Below are 20,444 nucleotides of genomic sequence, written 5' to 3'. Positions count from 1 at the left end.
TACGCGCAGCCGCTTGCAGCGACGCCCGTTTTTGTGTCGCGCGCGGTTTCGCCTGAAGACGCGGAACCTTCGCATCTTCAAGACGAATTGATAAGCCATGCCATTTGATACTGTTCCCGCCATCCTGTCGGACGCGCTCGACGCGCACGGCTATGACACGCTCACGCCCGTTCAGCAGGCCGTGATCGCTCCCGAAGCGCTCGGCCGCGACCTGGTCGTTTCTGCCCAGACCGGATCGGGCAAGACCGTTGCATTCGGCCTCGCCATGGCGTCCGACCTGATCGGCGAAGACGGACGCATCGCCCCGGGCCACACCCCGCAGACATTGATCATCGCCCCGACCCGCGAACTTGCCCTGCAGGTCAGCCGTGAATTCATCTGGCTCTATGGCCCCGCAGGCGCGCGCATCGCGACCTGCGTTGGCGGCATGGATGCCTCGAAGGAACGCCGCACGCTTTCGCAGGGTGCACAGATCGTCGTCGGTACGCCGGGTCGCCTGCGTGACCACCTCGAACGCGGCGCACTCGACCTGTCTGGCCTCAAGGTTGCAGTGCTCGATGAAGCCGACGAAATGCTCGACATGGGCTTTCGCGAAGATCTCGAGGAAATCCTCGACGCGACCCCCGATGGCCGCCGCACCATGCTGTTCTCGGCCACGATGCCGCAGCCGATCGTGGCGCTGGCCAAGCGTTACCAGCGCGATGCGCACCGCATCTCGACCGTGGGCGCTGATCGCGGCCATGGCGATATCGAATATCTCGCGGTCACCGTAGCGCCTGCCGATATCGAGAACTCGGTGGTCAATCTGCTGCGTCTGCACGAAGCCGAAACCGCGATGCTGTTCTGCGCGACCCGCGACAACGTCCGCCATCTCCATGCCAGCCTGATCGAGCGCGGCTTTTCTGCCGTGGCGCTTTCGGGTGAACACAGCCAGTCCGAGCGCAATTCGGCGCTGCAGGCGCTGCGCGACCGCCGCGCACGCGTCTGCGTCGCCACCGATGTCGCCGCACGCGGGATCGATCTGCCCAGCCTGTCGCTGGTCATCCACGTCGAGCTGCCGCGCGACATGGACACCCTCAAGCACCGTTCGGGCCGTACCGGTCGTGCGGGCAAGAAGGGCACCGCGCTGATGATCGTGCCCTATCCGCGTCGCCGTCGCCTCGAATCGATGCTCCGCGGAGCGAACATCAACGCACAGTGGATCAACGCCCCTTCGGCTGATGACATCCGCCGCGCCGACCACGACCGCCTGCTCGACAAATTGCGCGCACCGGTCGAGGCCGACGAGGCCGATCGTACGCTGGCTGAAAAGCTGCTGGGCGAACGCACCGCAGAAGACATCGCGATCATGCTGGTTCAGGCGCACCGTGCGCAGATGCCCTTGCCCGAAGAGTTGCTCGATGCCGATGCGTCGCCGCCGCCGCGCGAAACCGGCCCTCGCGCCGGGTTCGAGGACACGGTGTGGTTCACCATGAATATCGGACGCCGCCAGAATGCCGATCCGCGCTGGCTGCTTCCCCTGCTCTGCCGTCGTGGCCATATCACCCGCAGCGAAATCGGTGCGATCCGCCTCGGCGATGAAATCAGCCATTTCGAGGTTCCCCGCGCCGTGGCCGAACGCTTTACCGAAGCGGTCGAGCGCACCGCTGGCGGCGATGATGGTGACGAGGGCAGCCTCGTGATCGCCCGCGCCGATGGACCGCCGCAGGGCCACAGCCGCTCGGGCCCGCCGCGCCGCACCGAGGGCCGCAGTGGCTCGGGTTCGGGCTATAAGGGCAAGGGCAACGCAGGCCCTCTCAAGCCGCGCTACGAAGCCAAGGCCTTTGGCGAAAAGAAGCCGTTCGGCGACAAAAAGCCCTTTGGTGACCGCAAGCCCTCGGGCGACCGCAAGCCTTATGGCGAGCCGCGCGCTTTCGGTGACAAGAAGCCCTTCGGCGACAACAAATCGTTTGGTGATAAAAAGCCCTATGGCGACAAGAAGACCAACGCCGATCGGGCCTCGTTCGCGGACAAGCCCCGCGGCCCGCGTGGTGATGGCCCCCGCAGCGATGGTCCGCGTTCGGGTGGCCCGGGCGGCGGCAAGCCCTTCGCCCCGCGCGGCGACAGCCGTCCGCGCCCCGAAGGCAAGCCCCGCTTCGACGCCAAGCCCCGCACGGGTGGCCCCAAGCGCCCCAAGGGCTGATATGTCGTCTTAAGTAGCAACCTTGTTCTCCGGCGAAAGCCGGAGTCCAGGGGCGATATGGCTCGGCAGACGCCCTGGATTCCGGCTTTCGCCGGAAAACAGCGGCTTATTGCGCGGGATTGGTGACCGCCTCGCCGCCCAGCGAGCGATACAGCGTAACGCGGTTGCTCGCCTCGACCAGTTGCGTGTTCAGCAACGTGCGCTGCGCCGTATAGAGCGAGCGTTGTGCATCGAGGCTGGTCAGGAACGAGTCCAGACCGCCACGATAGCGCATATCGGTCAACCGGAAGCTGTCCGCCGCTGCATCCACGAAGTTGCCGTTGGCGCGCAGCTGTTCGGTAATCGTACCACGCCGCGCAAGCGCATCGGCGACGTCACGAAACGCTGCCTGGATCGCGCCTTCGTAGCCCGCGATAGCTGCATCGCGCTGCGCCTGGGTCTGTGCGACCCCGGCCTGCGCCGCGCCTCCGGCAAACAGCGAATACTGCACATTCGCTCCCACCGAATAGTTGAACGCCGCGCCGGTAAACAGCGTCGAGAGCGCGTTGCTGGCAAGGCCCGCAAGCCCGGTCAGCGATATTCGCGGGAACAAGGCCGCGCGCGCCGCACCGATCTCTGCGTTGGCAGCGCGCAGGTCGAACTCGGCCTGCATCACGTCGGGCCGGCGTAACAGAATTGTCGAATCGAGCCCGGCGGGCAATGTCGTCACCGCATCGCGCGCGTCGGCGATCGATTGCGGCAACAAGGCTACGTCGACCGGAGCGCCGACGAGCAGCTGGAGCGCGTTGGCATCCTGCGCCAGCAAGGTGGTCTGCTGTGCGATATCCGCCTCTGCCGTCGCGAGGATCTGTTCGGCCTGGCGAAGATCGGTGCGCGGGGCGATGCCGCCATCGAGCCGCAAGCGGGTCAGCTTGACCTGCTCGCGCGCATTGGCAGCTGTGTCTTCGGCGAGCCTGAGCAGTGAGCTGTCTGCGGCGTAGGTCAGCCAGGCATCGGCGATATCGCCGATCAACGTCAACCGCGTGGCACGCGCTGCGGCCTCGGTGGCGAAATAACGGTTGAGCGCAGCGTCTGAAAGCGATTGCAGCCGCCCGAAAAGATCAACCTCGAACGCGGTGGTGCTGACATCGGCAGTGTAGCGGTTGCCGGCGTTCGATCGGCTTGCAGCAGGGTTGTTGCCGATATCGATATTCTGGTTGCGGTTCTGGTTTGCGCTGCCGTTGTCGAACCGCGTGCCGCCCGCACCCAGGCCAATCTGAGGCAACTGGTTTGCCAGCTGGATACGGTACTGTGCGCGGGTGGCTGCGATGTTGGCGGCGGCAATCCGCAGGTCGCGATTGTTGGCAAGCCCCTGATCGATCACCTGTGCCAGTCGCGGATCGACGAACACATCGCGATACGAAAGCACGGGAAGCGCCGCCTCGCTTTGCGCCAGATAAGCATCGCCCACCGGCCATGATGCCGGAACCGGCAGATCGGGCTGCACATATTTTGGTGCCATCGAACACCCCGACAGCACGGCTGCAGCGATCAGCGGAGCCAACCTCATGCCGCGCCCTCAGTCGGCTTGGCCTCGCTCGTGTGCAGCTTTTTCAAAGTGTCGCGGGTTGTGCGACGGACCAGCACGAAGAACAATGGGATGAAGAAGATCGCCAGCACCGTCGCGGTCAGCATCCCGCCGATCACCGATGTACCGATGGCGATGCGGCTGTTGGCCCCTGCTCCGCTCGACAGCGCAAGCGGCAGCACGCCAAAGATGAACGCGAGGCTGGTCATCAAGATCGGCCGCAGGCGAAGCCGTGCTGCCTGCAGCGCGGCATCGATCACCCGCGCGCCCTGCCGTTCGGCGCGCTCGGCAAACTCGATCACCAAAATCGCGTTTTTGGCGGACAGCCCCATCGTGGTCAGCAGGCCGATCTGAAGGTACACATCGTTCTCGAGTCCACGCAATGTCACCGCAAAGATCGCGCCGACCAGTCCCAGCGGAATGATCAGCATCACCGCCACCGGAACACTCCAGCTTTCATAGAGCGCGGCAAGGCACAGGAACACGACCAGCAGCGACAGACCGTAAAGGAGCGGCGCCTGACCAGACGACAGCCGTTCCTGGAACGACAAACCTGACCAGGCCACGCTGACCCCGGGGATCTGCCCTGCCAGCTCCTCGATACGGTCCATCGCGGCGCCTGAGCTCTGGCCCGGAACCGCCTGCCCTTCGAACTGAAAGCTGGGATAGCCCTGGAAGCGCGACAAGGTTGTCGGTGTGGTCGACCAACTGGAGCGCGAAAAGGCCGAGAACGGTGCCATCTGACCTCCCGACCCCCGCACGAACCAGGCGGCCAGATCGTCAGGCGTCGCGCGATAGGGCGCATCACCTTGTACGAACACACGCTTTACGCGCCCGCGATCGATGAAATCGTTGACATACTGCCCACCCCACGCAGCCGACAAAGTGGTATTCACATCCTGCTGGTTCAGACCCAACGCCGCCAGCTTGGGCTGGTCAATTTCGACCTGCAGCGTTGCGACATCGGGCAGCTCCCCCAACCGCACGCCGGTCAGCAACGTGTCTTCCTCGGCCAGCGCCAGCAGCTTGTCGCGCGCGTCGGCAAATTCCTCGCGGCTCATACCGCTGGTGTTCTGCAGCTGCAGGCTGAATCCGTTGGTCTGGCCCAGGCCGCGGATGGCAGCTGGCACCAGTGCGTTGACCTGTGCATCACGAAACTGCGAAAACGCCTTGCCGGCGCGCTCGACGATACCGTCCGCAGAGTTCTCGGCGCCCTTGCGCTCCGACCAGTCGACGAAGTTGACGAAACCCTGGCCGGTGTTCTGACCCGCCGCGCCCTGCCCGCCGCCCGCGACGCTGAACATCACCGCGATGTTGTCGCGCTCCTGCTCGAGCATGTACTTTTCAATCGCCAACTGCACCTCACGGGTACGCCCCTGGGTCGCGCCTGCGGGCAGCCGGAACTGGACGCGCGCCGCGCCCTGGTCCTCGGTCGGCAGAAAGCTGGTCGGTAGGCGGACGAACAGGACCGCGAGCAATACCAGCACGATCGCGTAGATCGCGAGGAACAGCCACTTGCGATCGACCATCTTTTCGATAGCACCGACGTACCTGTCCGTTCCGCGTGCAAAGCCATTGTTGAACCAGCGCTGCGCCCGGTCGAGCCTGTCGGTGAAAGCAGGAAAGCGCCGGTCGAGCCAACCTTGCGGTTGATCATGCCCCTTGTGCTTCTGCCGGAGCAGCGAGGTCGTCAGCGCCGGGCTCAGAATGAGCGCGACCAGCGTGGACAGGATCATCGCCGAGATCATCGTCACCGAAAACTGGCGGTAGATCACCCCGGTCGATCCACCAAAAAACGCCATCGGCAGGAACACGGCCGATAGCACAATAGCGATGGCGACCAGCGCGACCTGAATTTCGCCCATCGACTGGATCGTCGCTTCCTTGGGCGTCATGTCCGGATTTTCTTCCATCAGACGCTCGACATTCTCGACCACCACGATCGCATCATCGACCAGGATGCCGATCGCCAGCACCAACCCGAACAAGGTCAGCGTGTTGATCGAAAAGTCGAAGATGAAGAAAACAACGAAGGTTCCCAGCAAGGTCACCGGAACCGCGATCGTCGGGATCAACGTGGCGCGCCAGCTGTGCAGGAAGACGAACATCACGATCACCACAAGAATGATCGCTTCGATCAGCGTGCCGATGACTTCTCTGATCGACAGGCGGATGAACGCGGTCGTGTCGTTGGCATAGGCCACCTTGTAGCCCGGCGGGAAAGTCGATTGCGCCCGCGCGACCGCTTCCTTCACTAGATCGGCGGTGGCGAGCGCGTCGGCCCCCGGTGCGGACGATACGGCCAGCCCCGCGCCCGGATGGCCATTGATCCGGCTGGATGCGGAATAATTCTCCGCGCCCAGTTCCACCCTCGCCACATCCGCCAGTCGGACCAGCGCGCCGCTCTGCTCGGATTTGAGGATGATTGCCTCGAACTCCTCGACCGTCCGCATCCGCGACTGCGATGTGACCGTGGCGTTGAGCTGGTTGGTTTCGGGCTGAGGCAGGCCGCCCACCTCGCCTGCTGCAACTTCGGTATTCTGGTTGCGGATCGCGGTGACGACATCGCCCGGCATCAGCCCGACCGAGGCGAGCCGGTCGGGGTCCAGCCAGATCCGCATCGCATATTGCGACCCGAAAACATTGGTTTCACCCACTCCCTCGATCCGCGCCAGCGTATCCTGCAGGTTGGTGACCAGAAAGTCCGACACATCGATGTTGGTGCTGCGATCGGTCTCGTCATAGACACCGACGATCATGAGAAAATCGGGGTTCGACTTGGTTACCCGTAGGCCTTGCTGCTGCACCTGCTGCGGCAACCGGACCAGCGCCTGCTGGACCTGGTTTTGCACCTGCACCTGGGCAATATCGGGGTCGATACCCTTTTCGAACGTGGCAGAGATGGTCACCTGACCGCGCGAGCTTGAGCTCGAGCTGAAAAACAGCAAGCCATCGATCCCGGTCAGCTGCTGCTCGATGATCTGCGTGACGCTGTTTTCCAGCGTATCGGCCGACGCACCCGGGAAAGTCGCGCGAATGTTGACCTGTGGTGGCGCGACATCAGGATATTGTTCGATCGGCAACAGATAGATCGCACCGATCCCGGCGAGCATCGTGATGATCGCCAGCACCCAGGCAAAGATCGGCCGTTCAATGAATATGCGCGACATCGGCGCGCTCAGCCGCGCTTCGGCTGGGTTGGCGGTGCGATGACCTGAGGCTTGTTGGCAGGCACCGCGCGAACCGGCGCATTCGGCCGCACCTTGGCCAGGCCCTGCACGATTACCTTCTCACCGGGTTTGAGCCCTTCTGTGATGACCCAATTGGTATCGATCGCCCGGTCTGCTGTCACACGCCGTTCTGTCGCGCGGTTCTGGGCATCGACGACGTACACCGTCGCCTGGCCGCGCGCATCGCGGCTGAGCGCGGCCTGCGGAACCAGGATGGCGTTGGTGTTGATCGCCTGGTCAAAGCGTGCCCGGACGAACATCCCGGGCAACAGCAGGCTCTGCGGGTTGGCAAAGCGTGCGCGCAATGTGACCGTGCCGGTGGCAGCGTTGACCATGACCTCAGAGAACTGGACGACGCCGCGCGGGCCGTATTCGCTGCCGTCTTCCAGAATCAGCGATACCTCGGCACTGGCCGGGGCAGTTCCCCCCAGCGCCAGCGAACGCCGCAGCGACAAAAGGTCGGCGCTCGACTGCTGGATATCGACAAACACCGGATCGACCCCCTGGATCACCGCAAGCGGGTCGGCCTGATTGCCGGTGACCAGCGCGCCGACGGTGAACAGCGAACGACCGATGCGCCCGGTGATCGGCGCAGGAACACGGGTGAACTGCAGGTTGACGTCAGCGGTCTGGACCTGCGCTCGGCTTTGCGCCACCGCAGCAGCGGCCTGGCGCGAGGCCGCGACGGCATCGGTATATTCCTGCAGCGAGACCGCCTGCGCCTCGGCCAGCGGCTTCAAGCGCTCGGCGCGGATTCGGGTTGCCTCGGCATTGGCGATGGCGCTGTTGAGATTGGCAGACGCCTCTGCCGTTGCTGCGCGATACAGCCGAGGATCGATTTCGTAGAGCGTCTGCCCTGCGCGAACCAGCGCGCCTTCGGTAAACAGCCGGCGACGGACAATCCCTGTCACCTGCGGACGGACCTCGGACATCTCGAAGGCTGCGACCCGCCCGGCGAGCTCCACCGAGACCGGGACCGAACTGGCCTGGACCGAAACGAATCCAACTTCGGGAACGGGTCGTTCACGTCCTTCGTCCTCGGCTGCGCCAGAGCAGCTGGCAAGCAGGATCGTTGCCAGGCCCGTCAGGGCATAGCGTTGCACGATCGTTCGTGTCTGGCGAACGGAAGAGGGAATGACTAACTCGCAGAATTGGGGACACCGTATACGATGCAAGCCTGACACTATGCGTTAACCCCCTGTAAGGGCAAGCCGGTTTTGGGCCACGCATCAATATTCGCGACCAACCGATTGCCCGCCGCCAGCCTGTGACGCCCGATTCGTCAGGCGTGGCTGACTTCCTTGATCGGGATCGCCGGATTTGCCAGTTCCTCCAGATCGAGCGGAATGCCGTCAGTCACCGCCTTGCGGCCCTGGACGTAATCCTTTGTGGCATTGACGCAGTCGAGCGCGATCACCTTGCCCGCCCGCAGATAGATCACCGAGAAGCTGCGGGAGGCAGGATCGCCGCGCACCAGCTCCTGATCGTAATCGAGCGAAAGCCCCACCGTCTGCAGCCTGAGATCATACTGGTTCGACCAGAACCACGGGATCGCGTGATAGGCCTGTGCATTGCCGACGATGTGACTGGCAGCGACCTTGGCCTGATCATTGGCATTCTGGACCGACTCGAGCCGGATCACGCGATCATTGGCGAAAGGGTTGGCATGCGCGGCGCAATCGCCGATCGCGTAGATATCGGGCAGGCTGGTTCGGCAGAACTCATCGACATCGACCCCGTTGCCCCCCGCAGCGCCCGCTGCGATCAGCGGGCCGGTTTGCGCGATGATGCCGATGCCTATGATCACCATGTCCGCAGCGATGCTATCGCCATTGCCGCAGCGCACCGCTACGGCATGTCCGGCCTCGTCGGTCTCGATGTGGTCGACGGTATAACCGGTCCGCAGATCGACACCTTGATCGCGGTGCTCTTTTTCGAAGAACGCCGAGAGCGACGGGCCCGCCACCCGCGACAGCACGCGGTCGAGCGCCTCGATCAGCGTCACCTGCTTGCCCAGCTTGCGCATCACGGCTGCAGCCTCGAGACCGATATAGCCGCCACCGATGATCGCAACGCTCTGCGTGGTTGCCAGCCGAGCCATGATGCGGTCGACATCAGCGCGGGTACGCACCGCAAACACATTGCGCGCGTTGCTGCCCTTGCAATCCATCATCCGCGGGGTGCCCCCGGTCGCCCAGATCAACTGGCCATAGCTGGTTTGCGCGCCGCCGCTGATTGTGAGCAGCTTGGCCGCGGGATCGACGGCAGTAACACGCTTGCCGAGCTGCATATCGACCTGGCGCTCGCCCCAGAATGCTTCAGGACGAAGCAGGATTCGTTCGAAGGGCTTGTCGCCTGCCAGATATTCCTTCGACAAAGGAGGACGCTCATATGGCGGAAACTGCTCATCGCCGATCAGCGCAATCGTGCCAGCAAACCCCATCTGGCGCAGGCAGATCGCGGCCTGGGCGCCGGCATGGCCTGCCCCTACGATGACAATGTCATAGCTTTCCTGCACCGCGTCCGTCTCCTTGATTATGGCCTTTGCTGCCACGACGATGCCAGCCATTTGCCGGTTGACGCTGCGGAAGACAACCCTGGACGCTGTGCAAACCGTTCATTGCTGCGGTTGCGCACATTTTGGTTTGACCGGGACCGATACGCCAACTATAGCGCGCGGCCTGCACCGGCACTATCGCGCCGTGCACGCCGGGATGGCGGAGTAGCTCAGCTGGTTAGAGCGGCGGAATCATAATCCGTAGGTCGGGGGTTCAAGTCCCTCCTCCGCTACCATCCCTCCCCGCCAGGCATTCGAGCTTGCGCACCGCAGCCCTGCTGGTGATCGCACGCCTGATCACCGGTGGCGTGATGGCGGCAACAAGCCTGCTGACTGTCCGATAGCGACGCACACCAATCATATGTCTACGTCTCGTTAACCATTCCCCCATAAGCTAGACCGGATTGAAACTCGGCCTGCGGGAGTAATCTGCCTTGGTGAAGCCAGCCAAATCGCGTGGCAAAACCCCGCATCGCAGCCTTGCTGTCGCAATGATTGTCCGCAACGAGGCTCGCTGCATCAGCCGGTGCCTGGAAAGCGTTCGACCGTGGGTCGACAGGATGATCGTCCTCGACACGGGTTCAACCGACGATACTCAGAAATTGGCGCAGCAGGCCGGGGCGATCGTGCACGAAATGGCTTGGCCGGGCAGCTTTTCAGAGGCCCGCAATCGATCGCTGGAGCTCGCCGACGCGGATTGGAACATCGTCATCGATGCCGATGAGTGGATCGCGTCCGGAGGCGAGCAACTGCGCTCCTGGTGCGACGCAACCGAGCGGTTGGGCGCGGTGTGCGTGCACAGTTCGTTTCAGGTCGCGCACACGCAGAAAGTGGACAGGCCGCTCGCCGACAGCCGAAACTGGATCACCAGAGTGCTCTCACGCGGCATCGGCTTTGAAGGACGGGTCCACGAACAGGTCGCTTCGGCGCTTCCCCGGGTCAAAATCGACCTTCACCTTGGTCACGATGGATACCTCGACGCGCAGATGGAGACCAAGCGCGACCGCAACCGCCCGTTGCTGCTGCTCGATCTGCAAGATCGCCCTGGCGATCCGTACATTCTTTACCAACTCGGCAAGGAAGCTGAACGGCTCAATGAGTTCAGTGCTGCGTGTGGACATTACCGGCAGTCGTTGGCGGGCGCGTCAAGCACGGCGAACTGGATGCACAGTCTTGCCATTCGCTATCTTCATTGTCTGGGACAGAGCGGCGATCTCGATACAGCGTTCACCTATATCAACCAGAATATGCAGCGTTGGGACCAATCACCCGACTTCTTCTTCGTCATCGGCAATCTCGCGCTCGACAAAGCAGCATCCGATCCGGCGAACGCTCTGCGCGAGTGGATTCCTTTGGCCGTCGCGGCGTGGGAACGATGCCTCGAGATTGGAGAGCGGCCCTCGCTCGAGGGGAGCGTTCACGGGCGAGGTAGTTACCTCGCCCGAACGAACCTTAACGCTATCCAGTCGCAACTGTCGGCCATTTCTGCCTAGATCTGCCCTGGGTTTTTGCGGTGTCCCCGACCAGCAGCACCCTCCCCCGTTGACATCGCGGCCGATGATTTCGCCTTAGACTTTGCCGCGTCTATCCATAGGAATGATGATCCGTAGGTCGGGGGTTCAAGTCCCTCTGCGCTACCAACTCACAGATTGAGCCGAGCCCTTTCTACCGCTCAATGTCTCATCTCGCTGGTCGGGTTTTTCCCGCCAGCGTTCTCATTGGTTTTCAATATATTGCCTAGACTTAGCCAGGGGCTTGCCGATAATGTCGCGGCGCGACCTGGGGTGCTATCGTGCATTGCCGGGCCCTGTCACCTTCGCGTTTTGGCAATCTGTGGAAAGATCCGTTGAACCAATCGGAATCTCCCTCTCGTAGACTGGATGGTTGGAAGGCGATTGCCGGATATTTCCGCCGCGATCGAACCACCGTGATGCGTTGGGCCCGTGAGCGTGCGCTTCCCGTACACCGGCTGCCCGGTGGCAAACAGGGGTCGGTCTTCGCCTATGAGCTCGAACTGGCAGCGTGGTCCGGCAGGGCCGAGCAACGCGATCTTGCCGGCGAAAAGCAATTGGCCATCGCTGAGCTCCCGGCACCAGGCGCGCAGGGCCCAGAGCAAACGGCGATACCCATTCCGTCACCTGCGGCCGATGATCATGGGCAACCCGCACGAGCTGTGCCACCCCCTGCAGCGCAGCGCCGCTGGCTCTGGCCCATTTTGGTCGCCGCGGCGGTCGGGAGCGCGATTGCGCTTGCCGTGCCCATCATCGGCGGCGCGTTCACATCCGCTGAAACCCGTCCGGACAGGATCGCCGAACTGCCGCATGATCCGGCGGTGGCGGACGACTATGTCACCGCGCGCGATCTGTGGGCACGCCGCACGCCTGCCGATCTCGAGCATGCGATCGATCTTTACGAAAAGGTCATTGCCGCTGACCCTGAATTCGCCCCGGCCTATGCGGGCCTGGCAGAGGCCTGGCTGATCATCCGCGAATATGGCGCAGCAACCGAGAGCCGCGCCTACAGCGCCGCGAAATCCGCCATCGAGCAGGCGCTGGCGCTGGATGATACGCTGCCGGCCGCCCATCGCGCCAACGGCTTCATCCAGTATTGGTGGAGTTATGATGCACAACGCGCGGCCGATTCGTTCCAGCGATCACTGGAGCTCGACCCTCGCGATGGTCTCACCCATTTCTGGTACGCCAATATCCTGTCCGATCTGGGGCAGGATGCAATTGCGCAACGCGAATATGACACCGCGCAACTGCTGCTACCGGGAACACCCGCCATCGCGGTGGAGCGCGCATGCGCGCATTGGCAGGCAGGACGCGACCGGCGGGCCTTGATGGCGCTGACCCAGCTCAAATCCCAGTATCCCGATGACGCGACGATCCGCAATTGCCTCGCCTGGGCGCATATTTCGCGCGGCGACATCAAGGCTTACGCCCGCGAATATCGCGACCTGGCCCGTTTGCGCGCAGTCCCTGAAATGGTCAGGCTGTCTGCAGCACTTGATGCGGCAGTGGCCCGCGACGAGACCACCGCGCATCTGGTGCTGGTGGCCGATGCGCGGCGCGAGTTTGCCGAGGGTGAGCGCAAGACGCGCATGACCCCGGCGTTCCATGCCTCCTGCATGGGTGATCGCGCGACACTGATTACCCTGCTGCGCCAGGCCGACACGCTCGGAGAGCGCTGGTATTCGGCGACTCTGAACAAGCGCATCGCGCAGAAGTGGCGCGGCGACTCTGAAGTGCAGGCGTTGCTGAACAAGGTCGTCGTCGCAACCCCCAAGGTGGACCTCTCCTGATCGGGGTAACATTCAGGCATTGGCGCTAATCCGCCATTTCCCCTGGTTTGCGACAATTTGCCACAGCCTAATTGCCAGCGCTTTCGCTAGATAGACGATGGTCTGATCGTCGGGGCTGGGGGTTTTCGTCGACCCAAATGGCTGCTGGCCACCCTTCGTTCCCCGGTTCCGGCGGTCAGACTCAATCCGTCACAGGGCGGGGATGGCAGTCGGGTATGGCAATGACACGATTGGGAACAGGCGTTGCGATGTTCGCGTTCGCGCTGCTGGTCGCACTCGCTGGTCCGGCATTGCAGCTTCACGCCCAGACGCTCTCATTTCGATCAACCGACCACGCAAGCGGCTCTGGCAGGCATGTGCGGCTTCAGGCCGATCTCGCCCGCCGGGTAGAAAGCTGGCAGGCCTCGCGCACGTGCGCCTCTGCCAGGCTGGCCCGCTCCGCGCTGAAGCCGGCAGTCGCCCAGTGGCTGGGCACCCAGATGATGGCGAACCCCGGCAAAACCCTGACGCAGTGGGGGTATCATTCGGGCGATATATGGGTGGAGAACCACATGGTCGATGGGGTGCAGCGTTGCAGAGCAGGTTTTCGCAAGCTCATCGCCTTTGCCGAGTTCGGCTAGAGCGTGCTCAGCCGCCGGCCAGCAGTGTCTCGCTCAAGCCCCACAACCGCTCGGCGCTGTCGCTGTCGACTGCATGCGGTTCAACATTACGATAACGCACCGGCTCGCCGTCCGAGATCGCAGCGATGTTGCAGTCCTCGCAATACACCCCGCCTTTGCCTTCGAGCAGCGGGCTGGTTGCCGCCCACAGGGTTGTCGTGCAGCCCTGGGTCGGCGTCTTGAACATCGCGCGTGCGCCGTCCGATATCTCGCCCTGTTCGTTGAGCCAGCCGAGCGCGACCATCTCTTCGGTCGGAAGATGCCGCTGCAGCGGGGTGAAGATGCCGCCGGGGTGGACGGCAAACGCCATCCCGCCGCTGCCCGCCAGCCGCGCATTCAGCGCCACCGCAAACAGCGCGTTGGCGGTCTTCGACTGGCCGTATGCCTTCCATTTGTCATAGCTGCCATCGGTCCAGTTGGGGTCATCCCAGCGGATGTCGGACAGTTTGTGCCCGGTCGATGACAGCGCCACAACACGGCAGTTGCCGCTGCGCTGGAGCAACGGCAACAGGGCGTCAACCAGCGCAAAATGCCCCATATGGTTGGTGCCGAACTGCAGCTCCCAGCCCGCGCCTACCCGCGATTCCGGGCACGCCATGACGCCGGCATTATTGATCAGCAGATCGAGCTGCGTGACGTTTGAGGCATAGTCCTGTGCAAAGCGCCGCACCGAAGCAATATCGGCAAGATCCATCGGCGCAATGCGGATATCGCCGTTCATCCCCGCCAGCGCGGCATTCGCCTTGGCGGTATCGCGCGCAGGCACGGTGACCGATGCGCCCGCGGCTGCCAGCGCGCGCACCGTCTCCAGCCCGATGCCCGAATAGCCCCCCGTGACGATCGCGTTGCGGCCGGTCAGATCGAGCCCGGCGAGCACCTCATGCGGTTCGCTGTGGCGACCGAACGGGGAATCAATTGGCTTTTGGTGCTGTACGATCATTGGGCTCTCCTGGTGCGCGTGTGGCGCCTCAGGCGAGCGCCTCTTCCATCGGACAATAGTCATAGCCAAGGTCGTCCGCCACCGCCTTGTAAGTAACCTTGCCGTTCCACACGTTGAGGCCCGCTGCCAGATGCGAGTCGGAGCGCATCGCATCCTTCCAGCCCTTGTCGGCCATCCGCAGCATATGCGGCAGCGTGACGTTGTTGAGCGCATAGGTGCTGGTGCGCGCGACCGCTCCGGGCATGTTGGCGACGCAGTAATGCACGATGCCATCGACGATATAGGTCGGCTCGGCATGCGTGGTTGCGTGGCTGGTCTCGAAGCAGCCACCCTGGTCGATCGCGACATCGACCAGCACCGCGCCGGGGCGCATCGTGGCCAGCATCTCGCGGTTGACGAGCTTGGGGGCTGCGGCGCCCGGGATCAGCACCGCGCCGATCACCAGGTCTGCGGTCGCGACGCATTCGGCGACATTGGCGGCGTTGGCAAAGCGCGTCTTGGCGCGCGATTCAAAATAATAGCCCAGCCGCTCGAGCACTTCGGGGCTGCGATCGAGAATGGTCACATCCGCGCCAAGCCCGGCTGCCATCTGCGCCGCGTTGAAGCCGACCACGCCGCCACCGATCACGCAGACCTTGCCCGGCGCCACCCCGGGCACCCCGCCAAGCAGGATACCGCGACCACCATGCGCCTTTTCAAGCGCGGTCGCGCCGGCTTGGATCGACATGCGACCTGCGACCTGGCTCATAGGCTTGAGCAGCGGCAGGCCGCCGCTCGCGTCGGTCACGGTCTCATAGGCGATGCACACCGCCTTGGAGGCGACAAGATCCTTGGTCTGCTCGGGGTCCGGAGCCAGGTGCAGATAGGTGAACAGGATCTGGCCTTCGCGCAGCATCGCGCGCTCGACCGCCTGCGGCTCCTTGACCTTCACCACCATCTCGCACTCGGCGAAGATTTCCGCAGCAGTATCGATCAACTTTGCGCCCACGCGCTGATAGTCGTTATCGCTCTCGCCAATGCCCAGGCCTGCGCCTTTCTGCACCCAGACTTCGTGCCCGTGCTGCACCAGTTCGCGCGCACTCTCGGGCGTCAGGCCGACGCGATATTCGTGGTTCTTGATTTCCTTGACGGTTCCGACGCGCATGACAGACTTCTCCTGCTGGATTATTTTGCCCGTTGCTTACTCACCCCGCCTGCCCTGCGCGACATCAATTTGTTACTTTATTACATTATTGCGTAATTTTCCGAATCGGCACCGGAATGTTGCAAATATCCGTGCCGCCGGCGGGGATGTTGAAGAATGCATCCTTCCGATTGGCGCGTGCAACGGCATAGCGGATAAACGATTCGCTGCTGCTCTCAAGATATTCAAGCTTTGGGCGCTCGGCTTCGGGCAGATCGGAAGCCGGGCGAACCGACCGGATGACCGTGCGTTCGGAGGCCATTTCGTAGAAACCAAGTTCGCCTGTCCCGCGTGGCAGGCTGGAGAGATGCTCGATCCCCTCGACCACGCGCCCGACCAGCGCGATGTTGCGGTCGAGGTGACGCGGGGCATGGCCGATGACGGTGTACAGCTCCGCCCCGCTACCGGTGTCGGGCGACAGGTTGCGGCCGACACCGACCATGCCATAGCAGTGCACCGGCCACACACCGTCGTCATTGCCGGCCACCGGCCAGCCCCGGAAAAAATCCAGAGTCTTGGCGTAGATATCAGGCCCGGCCCAGGGAGCCCGGTAGTCATTTGCAACTACTACCGCGGGTGCAGCGGCCGCCCCGGCACTGTCGTCCGCCGAAAACCACTCCTTTACGGCCGCGTCAAAGGCATCCAGCCCGACGACATAGCCGCTCTCCGGAACCCGCGCGATGCCGCCCGGCAGCGGCTTGGCGCTGGCTTCGTCCTCGGCATCGGGATCGCCCCATTGCACGACGTAATTGTCCTGCACGCGAACGATGGCTGTCCCGTCCCACCATTTCGCTGCGGCGAGCTTGCGGATATTTCCGATCCAGCCGGTGCTGAACGGCGCGGGCATAAGCTGGATCAAGACGCGACGCGGCTTGCCCGCCGCATCCGGCGCAAGCTCCATAACCAGCAGGTCCGATGCCGCAATCGCCGTCCAGTGCGCCGGTGGCGCTTCCTCGACGATCTGGCCCGGACTGGGACTGGGGCTGGGACTGGGGCTGACATTGGCGGGCGGCGGCGCGGCGGCGGTGAGCAGCGCCAATGGAGCAAGCGCGGCGACGGCGCGGAGCGCGGTGGAGCGGAATCGGAATGGTTTCATGGATCTCACGCTAACATGCCGTGCGGGCTTGCGAAACTGCGCTGCGAAGTCCCCGCCTGCGCGCACGCAAACCGCCCCTTGCGCAACCAGGCACTTGCCTCTAGGGGATCGCTTCCCAGGACAAGCGGAGCGGTGGCCGAGTGGTCGAAGGCGCACGCCTGGAAAGTGTGTATAGGTCAAAAGCCTATCGTGGGTTCGAATCCCACCCGCTCCGCCACATTCGAATCCCACATCATCCCTGATCAACTCCAAAAGTCCAGCTCCCCTGCGGGGTGCGCTGGTGATTCGGATCCCTGTGTGTCCCACGTCGTCCAAGCCGACATTTTTGCAAATGTGGGACAGATGATCATGATCACCTCTATGAAAACGACTTCGAACACCGACCCGAAGACCAAGACCTCGACCACCCGCCGGGTGAGTTTTGGTGACGGCCTTTTTCGCTACGAAAGGCCGGGAGGGAGTAGCAGTTGGGTTTGCCGGGTTCAGAAACAGGGCCACCGCCGCGATTTCGGCTTGGGCAGCTGTAGCAAGGTAAGCCTTGCTGAGGCTCGCGAGCGGGCACGTGAGGTCCGCAGCCAGATGGAAATGGGCCTCGACCCTCAGTTTGAGCGGCGCAAGCTCGAAGCGGTGCCGACCTTCAAGGACGCGGCCCATAAGGTCTTCGACATTCATTCGAAGACCTGGCGCAATGGCAAGCACCACGCCCAATGGATGCGCACGCTCGAAATGTATGTCTTTCCATCCATCGGGAAGCACAAGGTCGACAAGATCACCGGCCCGATGATCCGCGACGTTCTCGCTGAAATCTGGCTGGCGAAGCCCGAAACGGCTCGGCGGGTCCGCCAGCGCATCGGGGCCGTCCTCGACTGGGCCTATGCGTCTGGCTACCGCGAGACCGAGGCTCCAATGCGCGCCATCTCGAAAGGCCTGCCGCGTCAGCCGCGCAAGGACGGGCATTTTCCTGCCATGCCATACGAGAAAGTGTCAAAGTTCATCCAGAAGCTGCGTGCTCGGGAATCGTTCAGCCGCCTTGCCCTTGAATTTGCGATCTACACCGCCGCCAGATCGGGCGAGGTGCGCGGCATGACCTGGGATGAGGTTGATATGGAGGAAGCCCTCTGGACGCTTCCTAAGGAGCGTATGAAGGCATTCCGCGAGCATGTTGTGCCCCTTACCCCACGTCCGCTGCGTATCCTGCGCCGCTGCGCTCAATTGCGATTGCGCGACTGCCAGTATGTGTTTCCCGGCATTCGCAGCAGCAAGCCGCTGTCAGACATGACATTGTCGATGCTGATGAAGGAAATGGGTCAGCCCTACACCCCACACGGGTTCCGATCATCGTTCCGCGACTGGGTCAGCGAGGAAACCAATCATCCTAGCGATGTGGCGGAGGCAGCCCTCGCCCATACGGTCGCCAACAAGACCGAAGCCGCTTACCGGCGTGGCAATCTGTTGGAGAAGCGGCGCGTCATGATGGCCGAGTGGGCCGCCTATTGCGACAAGGACAGTTGAGGTGTCCAGCCTTTCGCGCGCAGAGCGCAGGCGCTTGCGGAAGTTCGAGAGAGCGGTCGAGCGGATGGAGCCGCTCGACCGGGAGATCTTCCTTGGCATCCGCGTCGATGAGCTGAGCTACCGCCAGCTCGCAGCCAAACACGGCATGACACTGCAACAGGTCGAGCAGCATTTTGCCAATGCCCTGTTCGTGCTGATTCAGATGCCGACAGAGAAGCCGCCAGACTGGTGGCAGTTCTGGCGCTGGTGATGCTGCTTCGACCTTGCCAATCGTAACCCATGCCTACAGGGTGCCCCTGCCCATGCGAACCGATCTAGACCATCTTCCTGCCAACAAGCAGCGCGAGCTTGAGCGCGTGAAGCAGATCATTTTCGAAGAGTTCGAGGATGCTCTGGCGCTTGCCACCCACCAGTGGAAGAAGAAGGGCAGGATCGAGAAGCTGATTCTCTATGGCAGCTATGCCCGTGGCGGCTGGGTCGATGAGCCGCACACAGCCAAAGGTTATCGCTCCGATTTCGATGTGCTGATCATCGTCAACGACAAGCGGCTGACCGAGCGTGTCGATTACTGGCTGAAGCTTGAGGACCGGCTTATCCGCGAGCTTGCCATCGACCGGACGCTGCACACCCCGGTAAACTTCATCGTGCACACGCTTCAAGAGGTGAACGACGGGCTGGCGCATGGGCGCTACTTTTTCATGGACGTGGCCAAGGACGGCATTGCCCTGCACGAGGCTGATGAGAGGGCCCTACACACGCCCAAGCCCAAGACGCCTGAGCAGGCGCTGGCCATGGCGCGGGAGTACTTTGACGAGTGGTTCCCAACTGGCGGAGAGTTCTTCGACAATTTCACCTTCAATCTGAAGCAGCGCAGGCTCAACAATGCTGCTTTCCAGCTCCATCAAGCCACAGAGAGGCTGTATCACACGGTGCTGTTAGTCTGCACCTTCTACACCCCCCACATTCACAACCTGGGTTTCCTTCGCACTCAGGCGGAGCGGATCGATATGCGGCTGGTTGATGCCTGGCCTCGTGACACCCGGCTTGATCGTGCCCGCTTCGAAAAGCTGAAAGAGGCCTATGTGAAGGCCCGCTACTCGAAGCACTATCGGATCACCGAAGAGGAGCTTTTGTGGCTTGGCGGGTGCGTGGAGGAGCTTGGACGGGCTGTCCACGCTATTTGTTCGGAACGGATCGCAGACCTTCAGGCAAAGGCTCTCGGGGAAGGTTGAGATCGCCGCTTCGGGAGCAGGACCCGGGCAAAAACCTTTGGCTACATCACTGCTGCCATCAGCAACCAAATCTCACCGCTTGATGACCGTTCGGACCGTCCGTTCGCCAGCCCACCGGCACCCATTTTCTGCCACCTCACCGGCATCAAATCCGGAGGGGTAGCAGGGGCCGCGATGCTTCGCATCGGACCCACAATTTATAGTCACACACCTCACGCACACGTGAATAACGGTTTTCTGCCACTTTTCGAGGTGCCAAACCGCTGCCTCGTGACGTCGCCTTTATCGAAAGTGGCGGTTCTCTGCGGAATTTCGAGGCAGCGCATAGCAGCCTCATCGGACGGGATAATGGCGGACAAAAGCAACTAACGGGTGGACCAGATTTGGCCCTGTCGTCAGCCAATGTTACCCCCCTTTTTCGGCGCAGGTAGCAACCTGCCGACCGGCCAAGGCATGGTAGAGCTACCCCGGTAGCCGTGGACCAATTCTAGTCCGTTCGCCGAGGTGAGGTTTGATGGATGCCACTCCAGCAATCGTGGAAACGGATAGCCTGGCGCGAAAATGTCTTGTGGCACGCAGAGCGCTGAGAGGGGATAATTACCGGTGTCTGGCAGATGGCGCGACCGGCCCATCCAGCCATCTGGTTCTCAAACCATTGGTGCCTCTATGCCTGGAACGCCTTTCCCGTCATCTTCGCCATTATCGATCGAGCCAATCAGCATGCGGGTTCCCGATGCCTGCCGGTACACCGGCATCAGCCGCAGCACGCTGTACCTGCTTATCGCACGGGGTGAGGTTGAGGTGGTCAAAATGGGAGCAGCCACGCTTGTGCTGACCGAAAGCTTGCGTCAGTTGATCGAGCGGCGGCGTTTCGTCGAATAAGCCGGAAACCGGTGTCCATCCAACAAAAGTGCTATCAGGCTTCACTAGGCTGATCGCGGCTCGTGACAGCTCGTTGAGATCCCATGTTGCAGCTCCGCAT

General features: G+C 62.6%; 14 protein-coding genes, 2 tRNA genes and 1 pseudogene. 10 read left to right on the top strand and 7 right to left on the bottom strand.

The annotated features are described in order from the left end of the window. Positions 1–97: 97 nt before the first annotated feature. Positions 98–1,819: pseudogene (locus IEW00_RS05940) on the top strand (DEAD/DEAH box helicase); the annotation flags it as partial. 469 nt (positions 1,820–2,288) lie between these two features. Here the strand turns inward: IEW00_RS05940 and IEW00_RS05935 are convergent. The 4 genes from IEW00_RS05935 to IEW00_RS05920 form a co-directional block, all read right to left on the bottom strand. Further along, positions 2,289–3,731 carry an efflux transporter outer membrane subunit gene (locus IEW00_RS05935; protein ID WP_188513457.1) on the bottom strand — a complete coding sequence of 481 codons (1,443 nt, stop codon included), beginning with the start codon at positions 3,729–3,731 and terminating at the stop codon, positions 2,289–2,291. Continuing rightward, positions 3,728–6,919 (bottom strand): multidrug efflux RND transporter permease subunit, encoded by a 3,192-nt coding sequence (locus IEW00_RS05930; RefSeq protein ID WP_188513456.1) that lies wholly within the window; start codon positions 6,917–6,919, stop codon positions 3,728–3,730. Before IEW00_RS05930 ends, IEW00_RS05935 begins: the two co-directional genes overlap by 4 nt. Positions 6,920–6,927: 8 nt before the next feature. Beyond that, complete coding sequence (locus tag IEW00_RS05925; RefSeq protein ID WP_373282590.1) at positions 6,928–8,082, bottom strand: efflux RND transporter periplasmic adaptor subunit; 1,155 nt, start codon at positions 8,080–8,082, stop codon at positions 6,928–6,930. Positions 8,083–8,261: 179 nt separating this feature from the next. After that, positions 8,262–9,548 carry an NAD(P)/FAD-dependent oxidoreductase gene (locus IEW00_RS05920; RefSeq protein ID WP_188513455.1) on the bottom strand — a complete coding sequence of 429 codons (1,287 nt, stop codon included), beginning with the start codon at positions 9,546–9,548 and terminating at the stop codon, positions 8,262–8,264. Between the two features lie 147 nt (positions 9,549–9,695). On the opposite strand from IEW00_RS05920, the gene IEW00_RS05915 reads away from it, so the two are divergent. From IEW00_RS05915 to IEW00_RS05900, 4 genes are all read left to right on the top strand, one after another. After that, a tRNA-Met gene (locus IEW00_RS05915) sits at positions 9,696–9,772 on the top strand. Between the two features lie 255 nt (positions 9,773–10,027). Next, positions 10,028–11,029 (top strand): tetratricopeptide repeat-containing glycosyltransferase family 2 protein, encoded by a 1,002-nt coding sequence (locus IEW00_RS05910; RefSeq protein WP_188513863.1) that lies wholly within the window; start codon positions 10,028–10,030, stop codon positions 11,027–11,029. Positions 11,030–11,466: 437 nt separating this feature from the next. Next, positions 11,467–12,840 (top strand): tetratricopeptide repeat protein, encoded by a 1,374-nt coding sequence (locus IEW00_RS05905; RefSeq protein WP_229736841.1) that lies wholly within the window; start codon positions 11,467–11,469, stop codon positions 12,838–12,840. A 248-nt stretch (positions 12,841–13,088) separates the two neighbouring features. Further along, positions 13,089–13,460: a hypothetical protein gene (locus IEW00_RS05900; RefSeq protein ID WP_188513453.1), complete on the top strand. Its 372-nt coding sequence runs from the start codon at positions 13,089–13,091 to the stop codon at positions 13,458–13,460. 7 nt (positions 13,461–13,467) lie between these two features. Here IEW00_RS05900 and IEW00_RS05895 read toward each other — a convergent pair whose 3' ends face one another. The 3 genes from IEW00_RS05895 to IEW00_RS05885 form a co-directional block, all read right to left on the bottom strand. Beyond that, on the bottom strand, positions 13,468–14,439 hold the full coding sequence (locus IEW00_RS05895; RefSeq protein WP_188513452.1) for an oxidoreductase: 972 nt from the start codon (positions 14,437–14,439) through the stop codon (positions 13,468–13,470). A gap of 28 nt (positions 14,440–14,467) precedes the next feature. Then, a complete protein-coding gene (ald, locus tag IEW00_RS05890) occupies positions 14,468–15,583 on the bottom strand; it encodes an alanine dehydrogenase (protein ID WP_188513451.1) in 1,116 nt (371 codons plus the stop codon). An 85-nt stretch (positions 15,584–15,668) separates the two neighbouring features. Beyond that, positions 15,669–16,718, bottom strand: coding sequence for a peptidylprolyl isomerase (locus tag IEW00_RS05885; RefSeq protein ID WP_188513450.1), 1,050 nt, complete (start codon positions 16,716–16,718; stop codon positions 15,669–15,671). A 126-nt stretch (positions 16,719–16,844) separates the two neighbouring features. Between IEW00_RS05885 and IEW00_RS05880 the strand changes: the two genes are divergently transcribed. The 5 genes from IEW00_RS05880 (at position 16,845) to IEW00_RS05860 (ending at position 20,344) form a co-directional block, all read left to right on the top strand. Further along, positions 16,845–16,935 (top strand) — tRNA-Ser (locus tag IEW00_RS05880). Positions 16,936–17,060: 125 nt separating this feature from the next. Then, on the top strand, positions 17,061–18,230 hold the full coding sequence (locus IEW00_RS05875) for a tyrosine-type recombinase/integrase (RefSeq protein WP_229736840.1): 1,170 nt from the start codon (positions 17,061–17,063) through the stop codon (positions 18,228–18,230). Position 18,231: 1 nt separating this feature from the next. Continuing rightward, positions 18,232–18,480, top strand: a complete 249-nt coding sequence (locus IEW00_RS05870; protein ID WP_188513449.1) for a sigma-70 region 4 domain-containing protein — start codon at positions 18,232–18,234, stop codon at positions 18,478–18,480. Positions 18,481–18,532: 52 nt separating this feature from the next. After that, positions 18,533–19,462, top strand: a complete 930-nt coding sequence (locus tag IEW00_RS05865) for a HEPN domain-containing protein (protein ID WP_188513448.1) — start codon at positions 18,533–18,535, stop codon at positions 19,460–19,462. Between the two features lie 720 nt (positions 19,463–20,182). Continuing rightward, positions 20,183–20,344 carry a helix-turn-helix transcriptional regulator gene (locus IEW00_RS05860; protein WP_308419313.1) on the top strand — a complete coding sequence of 54 codons (162 nt, stop codon included), beginning with the start codon at positions 20,183–20,185 and terminating at the stop codon, positions 20,342–20,344. The last annotated feature ends 100 nt before the right edge of the window (positions 20,345–20,444 follow it).

It is taken from the genome of Blastomonas aquatica, assembly GCF_014639875.1.
Lineage (GTDB): Bacteria > Pseudomonadota > Alphaproteobacteria > Sphingomonadales > Sphingomonadaceae > Blastomonas > Blastomonas aquatica.
The sequence above is the reverse complement of the archived record's forward strand: the minus strand, read 5'-3'. Positions and strand labels throughout refer to the sequence as shown.

Coding starts and splice junctions, on each gene's coding strand:
- IEW00_RS05935 (WP_188513457.1), bottom strand. CDS start 3,731: ATGAGGTTGGCTCCGCTGATCGCTGCAGCCGTGCTGTCGGGGTGTTCG.
- IEW00_RS05930 (WP_188513456.1), bottom strand. CDS start 6,919: ATGTCGCGCATATTCATTGAACGGCCGATCTTTGCCTGGGTGCTGGCG.
- IEW00_RS05920 (WP_188513455.1), bottom strand. CDS start 9,548: ATGGCTGGCATCGTCGTGGCAGCAAAGGCCATAATCAAGGAGACGGAC.
- IEW00_RS05910 (WP_188513863.1), top strand. CDS start 10,028: ATGATTGTCCGCAACGAGGCTCGCTGCATCAGCCGGTGCCTGGAAAGC.
- IEW00_RS05905 (WP_229736841.1), top strand. CDS start 11,467: ATGCGTTGGGCCCGTGAGCGTGCGCTTCCCGTACACCGGCTGCCCGGT.
- IEW00_RS05900 (WP_188513453.1), top strand. CDS start 13,089: ATGTTCGCGTTCGCGCTGCTGGTCGCACTCGCTGGTCCGGCATTGCAG.
- IEW00_RS05895 (WP_188513452.1), bottom strand. CDS start 14,439: ATGATCGTACAGCACCAAAAGCCAATTGATTCCCCGTTCGGTCGCCAC.
- ald (WP_188513451.1), bottom strand. CDS start 15,583: ATGCGCGTCGGAACCGTCAAGGAAATCAAGAACCACGAATATCGCGTC.
- IEW00_RS05885 (WP_188513450.1), bottom strand. CDS start 16,718: ATGAAACCATTCCGATTCCGCTCCACCGCGCTCCGCGCCGTCGCCGCG.
- IEW00_RS05875 (WP_229736840.1), top strand. CDS start 17,061: ATGATCATGATCACCTCTATGAAAACGACTTCGAACACCGACCCGAAG.
- IEW00_RS05865 (WP_188513448.1), top strand. CDS start 18,533: ATGCGAACCGATCTAGACCATCTTCCTGCCAACAAGCAGCGCGAGCTT.
- IEW00_RS05860 (WP_308419313.1), top strand. CDS start 20,183: ATGCGGGTTCCCGATGCCTGCCGGTACACCGGCATCAGCCGCAGCACG.